Here is a 14685-nt window from a genome sequence, read left to right on the forward strand (position 1 = left end):
GTCCGGCCGAAGTGCCGGCGCCGCTCGACCGAGATGCCGCCGAGAGCTTCGCGATCTTTCGATAATGTTCGTCAATGACGAACATTCGTCTTGTTCCGTCTGGCCGGGCGCGTCATACTCGGGTCTTCCTTGACATGGAACGACGCGGATGCGCCAGATCGTCGACAAGATCGGCACGATCCTGTCCCTATTTTCCTTCGATCGCACCGAGCTGGGCGTCACCGAGCTGTCGACCGAGCTGTCCTGGCCCAAGTCGACGGTCAGCGAGATCCTGTCGAGCCTGGCCGGGCAGGGACTGGTCGAGCGCACCCCCCGGGGCCGCTTTCGGCTGGGCTGGCGCTTCTTCGAGCTCAACCAGATGCTGCTCGAGGCCACGCCCATGGTGCGCGAGGGCCGGCGGGCGATGCAGGAGCTGGTCGAGCGTCATGGCGAGTCCAGCCACCTGATGGTGCTCGAGCGCCAGCACGCGGTGATCGTCGAGAAGGTGCAGGCCTCGTTGGCCACGCAGATCCTGATGTCGCGCGTCGGCCTGCGCCAGCCGGCCCACTGCTCGGCCTGCGGCAAGATGCTGCTGGCCTTGCGCCCCTGGGACGAGGTCTTCAGATTGTTCGACAATATCGAACTTAAACCTTTCACGCCTGCCACGATCACCGAGCTGCCGGTGCTGCAGCGCGAGCTGGCGGCGATCCGCGAGCGCGACTTCGCCTTCGACCGCGAGGAGATCGTGCCCGGCCTGACCTGCGTGGCCGCGCCGATCCGCAACGAGGAAGGCAAGGCGATCGCCGCGATGAGCGTCTCGATCCCCACTTATCGCTTCGCCGACGGCGAGGCCGGCTATGTCGAGATGATCCGCGGCGCCGCGCTGCGGGTCTCGCGCAAGCTGGGCTTCATCGACGGCGCCCGCTGACGGCCCTCCGGGGCGAGCCACCGAACGACACGCAACACCCGCAAAGGAGACCCCGACGATGAACGCACCGGTCGATCCCGCCCTCAGGCAGGCCACCCTCGATGACAAGTACGAGGCCGGCGAAGGCGCGGTCTACATCACCGGCACGCAGGCGCTGGTGCGCCTGCCGCTGATGCAGCGCCAGCGCGACCTGGCCGCCGGGCTGAACACCGCCGGCTACATCTCGGGCTATCGCGGCTCGCCGATAGGCGGCTACGACCAAGCCCTGTGGAAGGCGCGCAAGCACCTCGAGAAGCACCATGTGAAGTTCGTGCCCGGGGTCAACGAGGACCTGGCCGCCACCGCGATCTGGGGTTCGCAGCAGCTCAACGAGTTCCCCGGCGCGAAGTACGACGGCGTGTTCGGCATCTGGTACGGCAAGGGGCCGGGCGTGGACCGCTCGGGCGACGCGCTGCGCCACGCCAACCAGGCCGGCAGCTCGAAGCACGGGGGCGTGCTGGCGATCGGCGGCGACGACCACGGCGCCAAGTCCTCGACGATGGCCGCGCAGACCGACTTCATCTTCAAGGCGGTGTCGATGCCGGTGCTCGCGCCGGCCACGGTGCAGGACTACATCGACCTCGGCCTGCAGGGCTTCGCGATGTCCCGCTTCTCGGGCCTGTGGGTCGGCTTCAAGGCGGTCACCGACACGATCGAGGTCGCGGGCATCGTCGACGTCTCGCCCGACCGTCTGAAGCTGGTCACCCCCGAAGGCGTCGAAATGCCCGAGGGCGGTCTGAACCTGCGCTGGCCCGAGGAGCCCTTCCTGAAGATGGAAGAGCGCCTGAGCCGCTGGAAGATCCCGGCGGCGCTGGCCTGGGCGCGCGCCAACCGGCTCGACCGACACGTGCTGGGCCGCGCCGATGGCGAGCCCGCGCGGCTGGGCATCCTGAGCACCGGCAAGAGCTGGCTCGACACGATGCAGGCGCTGGCCGACCTGGGCATCGACGATGCCACCGCGAAGGCGATCGGCCTGCGCGTCTACAAGGTGGCGATGCCCTGGCCGCTCGAGCCCGAGGGCGTGCGCGAGTTCTGCGCCGGCTGCGACGAGGTGCTGGTCATCGAGGAGAAGCGCTCGCTGATCGAGGCCCAGCTCAAGGAGGTCCTGTATCCGCTCGCGCAGCGTCCGCTGGTCACCGGCAAGCAGGACGAGCGCGGCGCGCCCATGCTCGCCGAGTGGGGCGAGCTGTCGCCGGCGATCTGCGCGCGCGCGATCGTGGCCCGCCTGCGCCGATTCGCTTCGGCGGGCGCCGACGCCCGCGGCGGTTCGCTGGCCGAGGTGCTGGCCCGCTGCGACGCGCGCCTGGGGCAGATCGAGGCCCGCGAGCAGGCGCTGGCCGTGCAGCCGCCGTCGATCGAGCGAATCCCGTACTTCTGCTCGGGCTGCCCGCACAACACCTCGACCCGCGTGCCCGAGGGCTCGCGCGCGCTGGCCGGCATCGGCTGCCACTACATGTCGATGTGGATGGATCGCAGCACCGCCACCTTCACCCACATGGGCGCCGAAGGTACCAGCTGGGTCGGCCAGTTCCCGTTCAGCGAGACGAAGCACGTCTTCCAGAACCTGGGCGACGGCACCTACTTCCACTCCGGTTCGCTCGCCATCCGCCAGGCCGTGGCCGCGAACACGCCGATCACCTACAAGATCCTGTTCAACGACGCGGTGGCGATGACCGGCGGCCAGAAGCACGATGGCCAGCTCTCGCCGCGGATGATCGCGCGGCAGGTGGCCGCCGAGGGCGTCGAGAAGATCGTCGTGGTCACCGACGAGCCCGAGAAGTACCCGGCCGGCTACTTCGAGTCGAGCATCCCGGTTCATCACCGAAGCAAGCTCGACGAAGTGCAGCGCGAGCTGCGCGAGTATCCGGGCGTGTCGGTCCTGATCTACGACCAGACTTGCGCGGCCGAGAAGCGCCGGCGTCGCAAGCGCGGCGAGTTCCCCGACCCGCAGAAGCGCGTGTTCATCAACGAGGCGGTCTGCGAGGGCTGCGGCGACTGCGGCGTGCAGTCGAACTGCGTGTCGATCGAACCGGTGGAGACCGAGTTCGGGCGCAAGCGCAAGATCAACCAGTCGGCTTGCAACAAGGACTACTCCTGCGTGAACGGTTTCTGCCCGAGCTTCGTGACCGTGCACGGCGGCAAGCTGCGCCGGGCGGCCGGCGCAGGAGCAGGCCAGGCGGCGGGCGTGCAGGGCGCCGCGCAAGCCGGCGCCGAGGCGCCCGCCACGTCCCGGACGCCGATCGCGCAGTCGCTGGCGGCCGGCCTGCCGGCGGCCTCGCTGCCAGGCATCGATGGCTCCTATGCGATGCTGATCACCGGCATCGGCGGCACCGGCGTGGTCACCATCGGCGCGCTGATCGGCATGGCCGCGCACCTGGAAGGCAAGAACGTGACCGTGCTCGACGTGGCCGGCCTCGCGCAGAAGAACGGCGCGGTGATGAGCTACGTGCGCATCGGCCGCGCCGGCGAACCGCTGTACGCGCCGCGCATCGGCACCGCCGCGGCCGATGCGGTGCTGGGCTGCGACATCGTGGTCACCGCGGGCCGCGAGGCGCTGGCGCGGATGGTGCCGGGCCGCACCCGCGTGGTGGCCAACGTGGCCTCGACGCCCACGGCCGACTTCACCCGCAACGCCGACTGGAAGTTCCCGTTGGGCGAGATGGAGTCGGCCATCGTGGCCGCGATCGGCGACGAGAAGGCGGCCGATTTCATCGACGGCCAGCGGCTCGCCACGGCGCTGCTGGGCGACGCGATCGCCACCAACCTGTTCATGCTCGGCTATGCCTGGCAGCGCGGGCTGGTGCCGGTCTCGGCCAAGGCGATCGAGCGGGCCATCGAGTTGAACGAGGTGGCGATCGAGGCGAACAAGAACGCGTTCGCCTGGGGCCGCGTGGCGGCCGTCGACCTCGATCGCGTCGAGAAGGCAGCCTCGCCGGCCACCCCGATCAGCATCGTGCGCAAGCCCGCGCCGGTCTCGCTCGACGACTTGATCGCGCAGCGCGCCGAGTTCCTCACCGGCTACCAGAGCGGCCGCTACGCGAAGCGCTTCACGAGTTTCGTGGACAAGGTGCGCGAGGCCGAGAAGCGGGTGGTGGGCGAGGGCGCGCCGCTCAAGCTCACCGAGGCGGTGGCACGCTACTTCTCCAAGCTGATGGCCTACAAGGACGAATACGAGGTGGCGCGGCTCTACACCGACGGGCGTTTCCTCGACAAGCTGAACCAGCAGTTCGAGGGCGACTTCACGCTCGGCTTCAACCTCGCGCCGCCCATGCTGGCCAAGCGCAACGCCAAGGGCGAGCTGGTCAAGGCGGAGTACGGCTCGTGGATGTTCAAGGCCTTCGGCCTCCTCGCGAAGCTCAAGGGCCTGCGCGGCACGCCGCTCGATCCGTTCGGGCGCACCGAGGAGCGGCGCGAGGAGCGGGCACTGATCGAGGCCTACCAGCGCACGATCGAGGGCCTGCTCGGCCGGCTCGATCGCGACAACCTGTCGGTGGCGGTGAAGATCGCCTCGATTCCCGAGGAGATCCGCGGCTACGGCCACGTGAAGGCGCGCAACCTGGCCGCGGCCAAGGCGCGACAGGCCGAGTTGCTGAAGGCCTTCGAGGCCGCGCGGCCGATGAAGGCGGCGGCCTGAGGCAAGGGCATTGGGCAAGCTGACCGCCGAGCTGCTTGCATTGGTCGACCGCGCGGCGGCGCTCGGCCCGCTGCCGGCGGTCAGTGCCCTGCACCTGCCCACCCCCGCCGTCGAAGGCACGCGCGATGGCGAATTCTGCGCGGTGGAGCTGGAAGACGGTTCGCTGGGCCTGTCCTACCTGCTGCTCGGCGACACGCTGAAGGTGCTGCTGGCCAGCCGGCCGGGGGCCGAGCTGGCGGGCATGCCCGCGCGCGAGCTGGCCGGCTGGTATGCCGACCCGGATCCGGTGCGCCGCACCCTGGGCTTCGCCGCGGTCAACGCGATTTCGCAGCGTTTTCTGGAAGCCGCCGGCTACCCAGTCGACTGGACCACCGACTCGATCGGCCTGCTCGATCCGCAACCGGGCGAGCGCATCGGGATGGTGGGACTGTTTCGCGGGTTGGTGGAGCGGATCGTCGGCAAGGGCGCGCACCTGACCGTGCTGGAGCTCAAGCCCGAGCTGGCGGGCGACTTCGGCGGCTGGCGCGTCACCACCGACCCGGCGGCGCTGGCCGGCTGCGCCAAGGTACTGTCGACCACCACGATCCTGCTCAACGACACGGTCGACTCGGTGCTGGCCGCCTGCGCCGGCGCCCGCTGGGTGGCGCTGGTCGGCCCGGGCGGCGGCTGCCTGCCGGATCCGCTGTTCGCGCGCGGCGTGACCGTGCTGGGCGGCAGCGCGATCGTGGACCGCGAGGGCTTCGTGGCGGCGATGACACGCGGCGAGCCCTGGGGGCCGTTCGCGCGCAAGTACTGCATCGTGGCCGATCGGTATCCGGGCTTCGAGGCGCTGGCCGCACGCCAGGAATAGAAGGCCCGGTCACCGACCGGGCCCCGAAAAGAAAAAGCCCGGTCAGTGACCGGGCCCAATGGCGCCGCCCGAGGAGGAGGAGCGGCGGCGCCAGGAGGAGATTGTCCTCCGGAACTTCAGAGCACTCAGGCGGCCTTCTTGGCGGCGCGCACCGGCGAGCTCTTGGCAGCCGCGGCCATGTTGGCCTCGGCCAGTTCCACGACCTGCTTGGTGGCCTTGCTGACCTGGTCGAACGCGGTGTTCGCGGACGAGACGGCCTGCTTGACCATGTTCACGACGCCTTCGCTGCCGGCCGGGGCATTCCTGGCCATGGCGTCGATCGCGCTGTACAGCTGCTTGTTCGAGTCGGCGAACTGCTTCTCGACCAGCTTGACCAGTTCGGCGTTGGTGGCGCTGGTGATTTCGAAGACGTGCTTGGCGTAGGCCGCGAACTTCTCGGCGGCCGGCTGGGCGCCGGTGCTCGCCAGGTCGGCGAAGGCCTTGACGTCTTTCGCTTCGATCAGCGACTTGACGACCTCGGTCGACTCGTCGATCGAGGCGCGAGCGGCCTGCATGTTCAGCTCGGCCAGTTTCTCGATGCCTTCCATCGACGCCAGCGCGGCAGCCTGAAACGAGTCGAGAGCGGATTTGTGCAGCTGCACGAACTGTTCGGGAGTAGAGATCATGAGAGCCTCCATATAGGGCTGGACCTTGGGATCGATGCATTTGTGCATCGCAACAAAACGAATTGTAGACCGCTGTGGAGCGATGTCAAGAAAAATTTCCGCAGCGCAGCATACGACTTTGAAAGACCTCTTCCGGGGATGGCAAGTCGATGATGCATAAGGGAGTTTTCAGGGCGATGACGATCCCGTCCGAAGTCGGGTGCTAGACTCGGTCGCCGCGCCGCGGGTCGCCGCGCCGCGGCCGCGCCGCGGCACCTCCTGCAGCGCACCACCCGCCCCGCCGAGAGCATCCTGGACGCCTTCTACAGCGATCGTTTCGTGCTGCCGTTGCCGGCCGGCCACCGCTTCCCGATGGCCAAGTACGGCCAGCTTCGCGAGCGGGTGGGCGAGGCCCTGCCCGGCGTGCGCCTGCGCGAGCCCGAGGCGGCGACCGACGGCGTGCTGGCGCTCGCCCACCATCCCGATTGGGTGGCCCGGCTGGTCGAGGGCCGGCTGCGGGCCGACGAGATCCGCGCGATCGGTTTTCCCTGGAGCCCGGAGATGGTCGAGCGCTCGCGCCGGTCGGCCGGGGCGAGCGTGGCGGCCGCGCGCAGTGCGCTGCGCGACGGCGCGGCCGCGAACCTGGCGGGCGGCACGCATCATGCCTCGGCCGATCGCGGCGAGGGCTTCTGCTGCTTCAACGACCTGGCGGTGGCGGCGCGGCTGATGCAGGCCGAGCGCCGCGTACGGCGGGTGGCCATCGTCGACCTGGACGTGCACCAGGGCAACGGCACCGCCGAGATCCTCGCGCGCGACGACAGCGTCTTCACGCTGTCGATCCACGGCGAGCGGAACTACCCGTTCCGCAAGGCGGTGGGCGACCTCGACGTGGCGCTTCCCGACGGCGCCGGCGATGACGCCTACCTCGAGGCGCTCGACCGCGCTCTGGCGGAACTGGCTCGCCGCTTCGCCCCCGACCTGGTCCTCTACCTGGCCGGCGCCGACGTCTACGAGGGCGACCGCCTGGGCCGGCTCTCCCTGACGCGGCCCGGCATCGCCGAGCGCGACCGACGGGTCTTCGCCTTCGCCCGCCGGGCCGGCCTGCCGGTGGCCGTCGCGATGGGCGGCGGCTATTGTCCGCGCATCGAGGACATCGTCGAGATCCATCTCGAAACGGTCCGGCAGGCCTGGTCGCACGCGCATGGCAGCATGTCGGCCATGCCGGAGAGCCTGGACGCTGCGCGAGCGGGGCAGGGGGCCGGCGCAAACCCTGGAACGGAGAACCGATGACCGACCCGAATCCCCGATCGACACAAGGGCTGCCCGACGCCGCCCGGGCCGGCGCCGCCCGGGCCGGCGCCGCACGGGCGGGCGCCGCCGCCGACCGCGAGGCGCGGCCCGGGCGCGGCGACTTCAGGCACTTCCTGCAGATCACCACCCGCTGGATGGACAACGACGTCTACGGCCACGTCAACAACGTCGTCTATTACAGCTACTTCGACACGGCCGTGAACCAGTACATGATCGAGCGAGGCGTGCTCGACTACGCGGCCGGCGAGGTGGTCCAGTTCGTGGTGGAGAGCGGGTGCCGCTATTTCTCGCCGATCGCCTTCCCGCAGACCGTGACGGCCGGGATCCGGGTCGCTCGCCTGGGCAACAGCAGCGTGCGCTACGAGATCGGGCTGTTCGCCGACGACGCCGACGAGGCGGCCGCGTTCGGGCACTTCGTCCACGTGTGCGTGGACCGCGCGACGCAGCGGCCGATCGCGCTGCCGGCGCCGCTGCGCGCCGCCCTCGAAGCGCTCGCGGCATGAGCGGCATGGACTATCCGCACAACTATCGGTACGTCGACGAGGCGATCGTCGGCCGCCGCTCCATCCGGGCCTTCCTCGACAAGCCGGTGGCGCGGTCGATCGTGGAGGACATCCTCGAGGTCGCGGCCCGGGCGCCCTCGGGCACCAACACGCAGCCCTGGCAGGCGATCGTGCTCGCCGGCGAACCCAAGGCCGAGCTGAGCCGCCGCATCCTGGCCGCCTATCACGACCCGGTGGCCGCCGCCGCCCAGACTGCCGAGTACCACTACTACCCGAGCGAATGGGTGCCGCCCTACATCGATCGCCGTCGCAAGGTCGGCTGGGATCTCTACGGCCTGCTCGGCATCGCCAAGGCCGACAAGGCGCGCATGCACGCCCAGCACGCGCGCAACTTCGGGTTCTTCGACGCGCCGGTGGGCCTGATCTTCACGATCGACCGGGTGATGCGCCAGGGCAGTTGGCTCGACTACGGGATGTTCCTGCAGAACGTGATGATCGCGGCCCGCGCCCGCGGGCTGGACACCTGCCCGCAGGCCGCCTTCACCCACTTCCACCGGGTCATCGCGGAACACCTGGCGATTCCGGACGAACGGATGCTGGTCTGCGGCATGTCGCTCGGCTACGCCGACCCGCAGGCGCCGGAGAACAGCCTGGTCACCGAGCGCGAGCCGGTCTCGGCCTTCGCACGCTTCGAGGGCTGGTGAGGTCGCCGAGGAGTCTGCGAGGCGCCGCCGGTCCGTCTCGGGGCGCCGACCGGCGGCCGCTCCACGCGGCTTCCGAGATTCGGGCTCAAATTCCTTCGCTAAGCCTCTCTGTTTTATCGGGTTTTTTGGTTAGACTGTCGGCCAATCGGGCGCGAGTCCGAGTCGGCGCGAACGGGCGAGGGGGAATTCGGGTGAATCAGGCAGATGCTATCGGCGGGCAGGGCCGCCGGCTGCGCTTTCGGGCGACGCTATTCCGCAGACTGGCGCCGGGCGTGCTGGCTGCGTTTTTCGCGGCGTCGGCGAGCCTCGCGCTCATGATCTCAGCCGGCGAGGCCTGCGCGGCCTCCCCGGCGAAGTCCAGGGTGGCGGGCACGGGAACCAAGTCCGCCGCGAAACCGACCCGGGTGGCCGCCTCGGACACGGGCAAGCCTGCCGCGATCAAGCCTGCCGCGGGCAAGGCCTCGAAGCCGGTCGCCAGGAAGGGCAGCTCGCCCCGCAAGTCGCAGGTCGCGCGCAACCGGAAAGTCCTGCCGGCCAAGGCGCCTGCCCGTTCGACCGTGAAGGCTGCCGCGGTGGCCAGCGTGCCGGCAGCGCGCCTGTCCATCGGCCAGGCCATCGGCCTGCACGAGGCCTACGATCCGCTGTCGCTGCATTCGGCCGTCGCGCTCGCGGTCGACGCCGCCACCGGCGAGGTGCTGTTCGAGAAGAACGCGCGGGCGGTGCTGCCGATCGCGTCGATCAGCAAGCTGATGACCGCGCTGGTGGTGCTCGAAGCCGGACAGTCGCTCGACGAGCGGCTGACGATCAGCGAGGCCGACATCGACACCGAGAAGTTCACCCGCTCGCGGCTGCGGCCCGGCACGGTGCTGACCCGCGACGAGATGCTGCACCTGGCCCTGATGGCGTCGGAGAACCGGGCGGCCAATGCGCTCGGCCGGCACTACCCGGGCGGGCTCGACACCTTCGTTGCGCGGATGAACGAGAAGGCGCGCGAGCTCGGCATGGAAAGCACCTGGTTCGTCGAACCCACGGGCCTGTCGAGCCGCAACGTTTCCAGCGCGATGGACCTGGCCCGGCTGGTGCGCGCGGCTTCGCGCTACCCGCTGATCCGCGAGTACTCCACCGCCGCGTCGCTCACCGTCGAGGCGGCCGGCGCCCGCACGGTCAGCTTCCGCAACACCAATCGCCTGGTGTCGCGCGACGACTGGGACATCGGCCTGCAGAAGACCGGCTACATTTCCGAAGCGGGGAACTGCCTGGTGATGCAGGCGCGCGTGGAAGGCCGTCCGGTGGTGCTGGTGCTGCTCGACGCCACCGGCAAGCTGTCGCGCTTCGGCGACGCGCAGCGCTTGCGCGACTGGATCGAGGCCCGGCCGCGCAGCGACGGCGCCCCGCACGCGGCCGCTCAGGTCTCGCGCGACTCGTAACCCAGCGCGGACGAGATCTGGGCCGCGGTCCGGCAGACCTGGTCGATCCAGGCATCCTGCACGAAGTCGGCCGGCGCCGAGATCGACAGCCCCGCCACCAGCTTGCCGGTGTCGTCGCGGATGCCGGCGGCAATGCAGCGCACGCCCAGCTCCAGCTCCTCGTTGTCGCGCGCGTAGCCGCGCGCCTTGACCAGCGCCAGTTCGCGCTCGAGCCGCGCGGCGTCGGTGATGCTGTTCTTCGTGTGGCCGGCCAGCCCGGTGCGGGTGATGTAGGCGCGCACGTTCTTCGGGTCGTCGAAGGCCAGGAACAGCTTGCCGACCGAGGTCAGGTGCAGCGGCGCCCGCCCGCCCACCGCGCGCACCACCTGCATGCCCGAGCGCTCGGACACCGCGCGCTCGATGTAGACGATCTCGTCGCCCTGCCGGATCGACAGGTTGACCGGCTGGCCGGTCGCGCGGTGCAGCTCGCGCATCGGCCCCTGGGCCGCGTCGCGCACGTTGAGCCTCGCCTTGACCAGGTTGCCCAGTTCGAGCAGCCGGATGCCCAGCTGGTAGGTGCCCGGCTCGGCGCGGTCGACCAGCCGCGCGGTGACCAGGTCGTTGAGAATGCGATGGGCCGTCGACGGATGCAGCGCGGTGCGCCCCGACAGCTCCTTGAGGCTGACCGGGTCGGGCTGCTCGGCGAGCGCGTCGAGCAGCGAGACCATCCGCTCGATTACCTGGATCGCGGTCTTCCCTTCTTCGTTGGTCGTGGTGCGGGGTCTGGCCATGGTCGGTGCGGGCTCCTTCTGATGCGGCGGTGCAGCATCCGATCGGGAATCTTATACCACCAAGTGAAATTCATGTCACGGCAGTTGGCCCCGCGGCCGAGTGCGCCGATAATCCCGTGCCCGGAGGAGAATCCATGAGAGTCGGACTGTTCGTTACCTGCCTGGTCGACGTGATGCGACCCGAGATCGGCATGGCCGCCGTGAAGCTGCTCGAGTCGGCCGGCTGCACCGTCGAGGTGCCGATGAACCAGACCTGCTGTGGCCAGCCCGGCTACAACTCGGGCGACAGCGGCGCGGCCCGCGACCTCGCGCTGAAGTACCTGGCCGAGTTCGAGGGCTTCGACTACGTGGTGGCGCCCTCGGGCTCCTGCGGCGGCATGATCCGCTGCCACTATCCTGACCTGTTCCGCGACGACCCCGACCTCCGCAACCGGATCGAGGCGCTCGCCTCACGCACCTGGGAGCTGACTTCCTTCCTGCACGACGTGCTGAAGATCGACTCGCTGCCCGGCCAGTTCGAGGGCGAGGTCACCTATCACGACTCCTGCAGCGGCCTGCGCGAGCTGGGCGTGCAGAATCAGCCGCGCGCGCTGATGGCGCTCAATCCGAAGATCCGGGTCACCGAGATGAAGGATGCGCGCGCCTGCTGCGGCTTCGGCGGCACCTTCTCGATCAAGTACGGGAACATCTCCACCGCGATCGTCGACGAGAAGATCGAGAACATCCACGGCGCCGGCACGAAGTGCGTGGTGCTCGGCGACCTGGGCTGCATGCTGAACATCGAGGGCCGCTTGCGCCGCCAGGGCGACGAGCAGACCCGCGTGCTGCACGTGGCCCAGGTCCTGGCAGGGGAGGCCTGAGCCATGCAGGTCCAGTCGATGCATTTCAAGCCGCGCAGCGGCCAGAAGCTGGCCGACGTGCGGCTGCAGAACAACCTGCGCAAGCTGTCCACCAAGTTCGTGGCCGGTCGCGCGCAGGCGATCACCGAGCTCGACGATTTCGAAGCCACCCGCGACGACGCGGTCGCGCGGCGCAACCTGGCGCTGGCCGATCTCGACGTCTGGATCGAGCGCTTCGAGAAGGCCGCCACCGCGCGCGGCACCACCGTGCTGTTCGCCGAGACCCCGGCCGAGGCCTCGCGCCTGGTCGTGGAGATCGCGAAGAAGCACGGCGTGCGCAAGGTGACCAAGTCGAAGTCGATGGTCTCCGAGGAGATGGCGCTGAACAAGGCGCTCGAGGCCGCCGGCATCCAGCCGGTGGAGACCGATCTCGGCGAGTACATCCTGCAGATCAACGACTCCGAGCCGCCTTCGCACATCATTGCGCCGGTGGTGCACAAGGACAAGGAAGAGGTCTCGGAGCTCTTCGCCAAGGTCCACGGCAAGCCCAAGCTCACCGACATCACCGAGCTGACCCACGAGGCCCGCGAGGTGCTGCGCCCGCACTTCCTGTCCTCGGACATGGGCGTGTCGGGCGGCAACTTCGTGATCGCCGAGACCGGCTCGGTGGCCCTGTTCACCAACGAAGGCAACGAGGGCATGTGCACCATCCTGCCCAAGGTGCACGTGGCGGTGACCGGCATCGAGAAGGTGCTGCCCACGCTCGACGACCTGGCGGCCATCGCGCGGCTGCTGCCCCGCTCCGCCACCGGCCAGTCGATCTCGAACTACTTCTCGATCCTGACCGGCACCCGCGGCGAGGGCGACAGCGACGGCCCCGAGCATTCCTATGTGGTGCTGGTGGACGGCGGCCGCAGCGGCCTGATCGGCGGCGAGTTCCAGGACATGCTCCGATGCATCCGCTGCGGCGCCTGCATGAACCACTGTCCGGTCTACCAGAAGATCGGCGGCCACGCCTACGGCTGGGTCTATCCGGGGCCGATGGGCTCGGTGCTCACGCCGTCCTACGTGGGCATCGACAAGGCGCTCGACCTGCCGCAGGCCAGCACCCTGTGCGGCGAGTGCCACGTGGTCTGCCCGATGAAGATCCCGTTGCCCGACCTGCTGCGCAAGCTGCGCGAGAAGCAGTTCGATCGTCACCTGAGGCCGATGACCGAGCGGCTCGGCCTGGCGGCCTGGGCCTTCGCCGCGAAGCGGCCGGCGCTCTACCGTCCGATGGTGAAGGTGGCTTCCCGCGTGCTGCGCTGGATGGGCGGCGACCGTCACCGCCTGCGCTCGCTGCCGCTGGCCGGCGGCTGGACCGGCACGCGCGACATGCCGGCGCCAGCCACGGCGACCTTCAAGGAGCAGTGGCAGCAGCGCGCGCGCGGGCAGTCGCCCGGGGCGCCCGCTTCGTCGACGGCGCCCGCCCCGCAGGGTGAGACCCGGCCGGTCGCTTCGGACGTTTCGCCCGACGCGGATCAGCGGCGCGACTGACGCTCCAGGCCCGCGCGTGCCGCCCGCGCGGCGCGTCCGGGCGCGGCCAGCGCGGCGTCCACCGCTTCCTGATCGGCCCCGGTCGCCTCGCGCAGCCATTGCCCGATCGACGTGCGCAGCCGCTCTTCGGACCAGCGGCCGGTTCCGTCGTCGCGCGCGGCCATCCAGTCGGCGAAGGCCATGAAGCGCCAGAAGGGCGAGGCGGGGAGGGGCGAATCGGGGACGGGCGAGGCGGGCCGAGCGCCGGCCCCGGTTCCCAGCATGGCCGCGAGCGCTGCGGCGTGCCGCCCCGAGTTCGCGATCCGGTCCCAGAGTTGCGCGAACAGCGCCATCCGCTGCATGGCTTCGAAGGGGATACGGTCGGTGGCCAGCACGTTGTAGGGCGGGTCGGGGTTGAAGCGCAGACCGCAAGCCTCGGTGTGCCGCGCGATCGGCGCGCCGCGCAGCCGCTTCAGGATGCCGAGCTGGATCTCGTGCGGCCCGAGCGCCAGCAAGCGGTCGAAGCCGGCGCCGAAGCTGGCCAGGTCCTCGCCGGGCAAGCCCGCGATCAGGTCCACGTGCAGGTGCGCCTGCGTGTGCGCCACCAGCCAGCGGATGTTGGCCTCGGCCTTCGCATCGTCCTGCCGGCGGCTGATCAGCTTCTGCACCTCGGGGTTCCAGGTCTGGATCCCGATCTCGAACTGCAGCGCGCCGGCGGGAAAGCGCGCGATGGCCTCGCGCAGGCGATCAGGGAGATGATCGGGCACCAGCTCGAAGTGCGCGAACACCGGGTCGTCGGGCGCGGCCTCGATCCTGGCCAGGAAGAACTCGAGGATGCGCCGGCTGGTGTCCACCTTCAGGTTGAAGGTCCGGTCCACGAACTTGAAGGTGCGCGCGCCGCGCACGTGCAAGGCGTCGAGCTCCGCCAGCAGCCGGTCGGTGTCGAAGGGCACCGCGGTGCGGTCAAGCGCGGACAGGCAGAATTCGCATTTGAAGGGACAGCCGCGCGAGGCCTCCACGTACAGGTAGCGCTCGCGCAGGTCTCGATCGTCGTAGAGGCGATAGGGCAGGGCGAGCGCGTCGGGGTCCGGGGTGGCGCCGGCGATGATCTTCGGGGAGGTGCCGTCGCCGGCAAGCAGCTGCCCGCACAGCGCGGCGAAGGCCAGCTCGCCGGGCCCGGTGATCACGTGGTCGGCCTCGCGGCAGATGCGCTGCGCGTCGGTCTCGTGGCTCACTTCGGGGCCGCCGACCACGATCTTCAGCGAGGGCTCGATCGCGCGCAGCATCGCGGCCAGCCGCGCGGTTTCGTCCACGTTCCAGATGTAGACGCCGAAGCCCACCACGCGCGGCCTGCGCGCCAGGATCCGCTGCGCCATGGCCTCGGCGCGTGCGCCGGCCACGAACTCCAGGATCTCGCTGCGGGGCTCGAGTTCGCCGAGGTTGGCCTTCAGCCAGCGCAGCGCCAGCGAGGCGTGGCTGTAGCGCGCGTTCAGCGTCACGAGCAGGATGTCGGCCATCGCGCTATTCTCGCACCGAGGAGGA

Annotated in this window: 11 protein-coding genes and 1 pseudogene; 9 read left to right on the forward strand and 3 right to left on the reverse strand. The window is 69.9% G+C overall.

The genetic code is table 11. From position 1 onward, the window contains the following. Positions 1 to 148 precede the first annotated feature (148 nt). Genes FHP08_RS17005 through FHP08_RS17015 form a run of 3 tightly spaced genes read left to right on the forward strand, consistent with a single transcriptional unit; the run spans position 149 to position 5430 of the window. On the forward strand, positions 149 to 907 hold the full coding sequence (locus tag FHP08_RS17005) for an IclR family transcriptional regulator (RefSeq protein WP_147705692.1): 759 nt from the start codon (positions 149 to 151) through the stop codon (positions 905 to 907). A 58-nt stretch (positions 908 to 965) separates the two neighbouring features. Continuing rightward, positions 966 to 4580, forward strand: coding sequence for an indolepyruvate ferredoxin oxidoreductase family protein (locus FHP08_RS17010; protein ID WP_147705693.1), 3615 nt, complete (start codon positions 966 to 968; stop codon positions 4578 to 4580). Positions 4581 to 4590: 10 nt separating this feature from the next. Further along, the gene (locus tag FHP08_RS17015; RefSeq protein ID WP_225879183.1) at positions 4591 to 5430 is read left to right on the forward strand and encodes a Rossmann-like domain-containing protein; all 840 of its coding nucleotides are present in this window, start codon (positions 4591 to 4593) and stop codon (positions 5428 to 5430) included. 125 nt (positions 5431 to 5555) lie between these two features. Here the strand turns inward: FHP08_RS17015 and phaP are convergent, their stop codons facing one another. Further along, positions 5556 to 6095 carry a TIGR01841 family phasin gene (gene phaP / locus FHP08_RS17020; RefSeq protein WP_187272343.1) on the reverse strand — a complete coding sequence of 180 codons (540 nt, stop codon included), beginning with the start codon at positions 6093 to 6095 and terminating at the stop codon, positions 5556 to 5558. Between the two features lie 291 nt (positions 6096 to 6386). Here phaP and FHP08_RS17025 point away from each other — a divergent pair, with 291 nt between their 5' ends. The 4 genes from FHP08_RS17025 to pbpG all read left to right on the forward strand — a co-directional run bounded on the left by FHP08_RS17025 (position 6387) and on the right by pbpG (position 10019). Beyond that, entirely contained in the window at positions 6387 to 7364 is a 978-nt protein-coding gene (locus tag FHP08_RS17025; RefSeq protein WP_147705695.1) for a histone deacetylase family protein, read from the forward strand. After that, on the forward strand, positions 7361 to 7888 hold the full coding sequence (locus FHP08_RS17030; RefSeq protein ID WP_147705696.1) for an acyl-CoA thioesterase: 528 nt from the start codon (positions 7361 to 7363) through the stop codon (positions 7886 to 7888). Before FHP08_RS17025 ends, FHP08_RS17030 begins: the two co-directional genes overlap by 4 nt. Next, positions 7885 to 8592 (forward strand): nitroreductase, encoded by a 708-nt coding sequence (locus FHP08_RS17035; protein WP_225879184.1) that lies wholly within the window; start codon positions 7885 to 7887, stop codon positions 8590 to 8592. The genes FHP08_RS17030 and FHP08_RS17035 overlap by 4 nt, the downstream gene beginning before the upstream one ends. Before the next feature lie 314 nt (positions 8593 to 8906). Then, positions 8907 to 10019, forward strand: a complete 1113-nt coding sequence (pbpG, locus tag FHP08_RS17040; RefSeq protein WP_147705697.1) for a D-alanyl-D-alanine endopeptidase — start codon at positions 8907 to 8909, stop codon at positions 10017 to 10019. Here pbpG and FHP08_RS17045 read toward each other — a convergent pair. Beyond that, positions 9998 to 10789 carry an IclR family transcriptional regulator gene (locus FHP08_RS17045; protein WP_147705698.1) on the reverse strand — a complete coding sequence of 264 codons (792 nt, stop codon included), beginning with the start codon at positions 10787 to 10789 and terminating at the stop codon, positions 9998 to 10000. The genes pbpG and FHP08_RS17045 overlap by 22 nt on opposite strands. 134 nt (positions 10790 to 10923) lie before the next feature. Between FHP08_RS17045 and FHP08_RS17050 the strand changes: the two genes are divergently transcribed. Then, entirely contained in the window at positions 10924 to 11649 is a 726-nt protein-coding gene (locus FHP08_RS17050) for a (Fe-S)-binding protein (RefSeq protein WP_147705699.1), read from the forward strand. 3 nt (positions 11650 to 11652) lie between these two features. Further along, positions 11653 to 13050: pseudogene (locus tag FHP08_RS17055) on the forward strand (LutB/LldF family L-lactate oxidation iron-sulfur protein); the annotation flags it as partial. 98 nt (positions 13051 to 13148) lie between these two features. Here FHP08_RS17055 and FHP08_RS17060 read toward each other — a convergent pair. Next, positions 13149 to 14660, reverse strand: coding sequence for a B12-binding domain-containing radical SAM protein (locus FHP08_RS17060; protein ID WP_147705701.1), 1512 nt, complete (start codon positions 14658 to 14660; stop codon positions 13149 to 13151). Between the last annotated feature and the right edge of the window lie 25 nt (positions 14661 to 14685).

The sequence above is a fragment of the Zeimonas arvi genome (assembly GCF_008039575.1).
Taxonomy (GTDB): Bacteria; Pseudomonadota; Gammaproteobacteria; order Burkholderiales; family Burkholderiaceae_E; genus Zeimonas; species Zeimonas arvi.

What these genes read in the sequence shown, in the direction of transcription:
- FHP08_RS17005 (WP_147705692.1), top strand. Translation starts at nt 149, where the DNA reads ATGCGCCAGATCGTCGACAAGATCGGCACGATCCTGTCCCTATTTTCC.
- FHP08_RS17010 (WP_147705693.1), top strand. Translation starts at nt 966, where the DNA reads ATGAACGCACCGGTCGATCCCGCCCTCAGGCAGGCCACCCTCGATGAC.
- phaP (WP_187272343.1), bottom strand. Translation starts at nt 6,095, where the DNA reads ATGATCTCTACTCCCGAACAGTTCGTGCAGCTGCACAAATCCGCTCTC.
- FHP08_RS17030 (WP_147705696.1), top strand. Translation starts at nt 7,361, where the DNA reads ATGACCGACCCGAATCCCCGATCGACACAAGGGCTGCCCGACGCCGCC.
- FHP08_RS17035 (WP_225879184.1), top strand. Translation starts at nt 7,885, where the DNA reads ATGAGCGGCATGGACTATCCGCACAACTATCGGTACGTCGACGAGGCG.
- pbpG (WP_147705697.1), top strand. Translation starts at nt 8,907, where the DNA reads ATGATCTCAGCCGGCGAGGCCTGCGCGGCCTCCCCGGCGAAGTCCAGG.
- FHP08_RS17045 (WP_147705698.1), bottom strand. Translation starts at nt 10,789, where the DNA reads ATGGCCAGACCCCGCACCACGACCAACGAAGAAGGGAAGACCGCGATC.
- FHP08_RS17050 (WP_147705699.1), top strand. Translation starts at nt 10,924, where the DNA reads ATGAGAGTCGGACTGTTCGTTACCTGCCTGGTCGACGTGATGCGACCC.
- FHP08_RS17060 (WP_147705701.1), bottom strand. Translation starts at nt 14,660, where the DNA reads ATGGCCGACATCCTGCTCGTGACGCTGAACGCGCGCTACAGCCACGCC.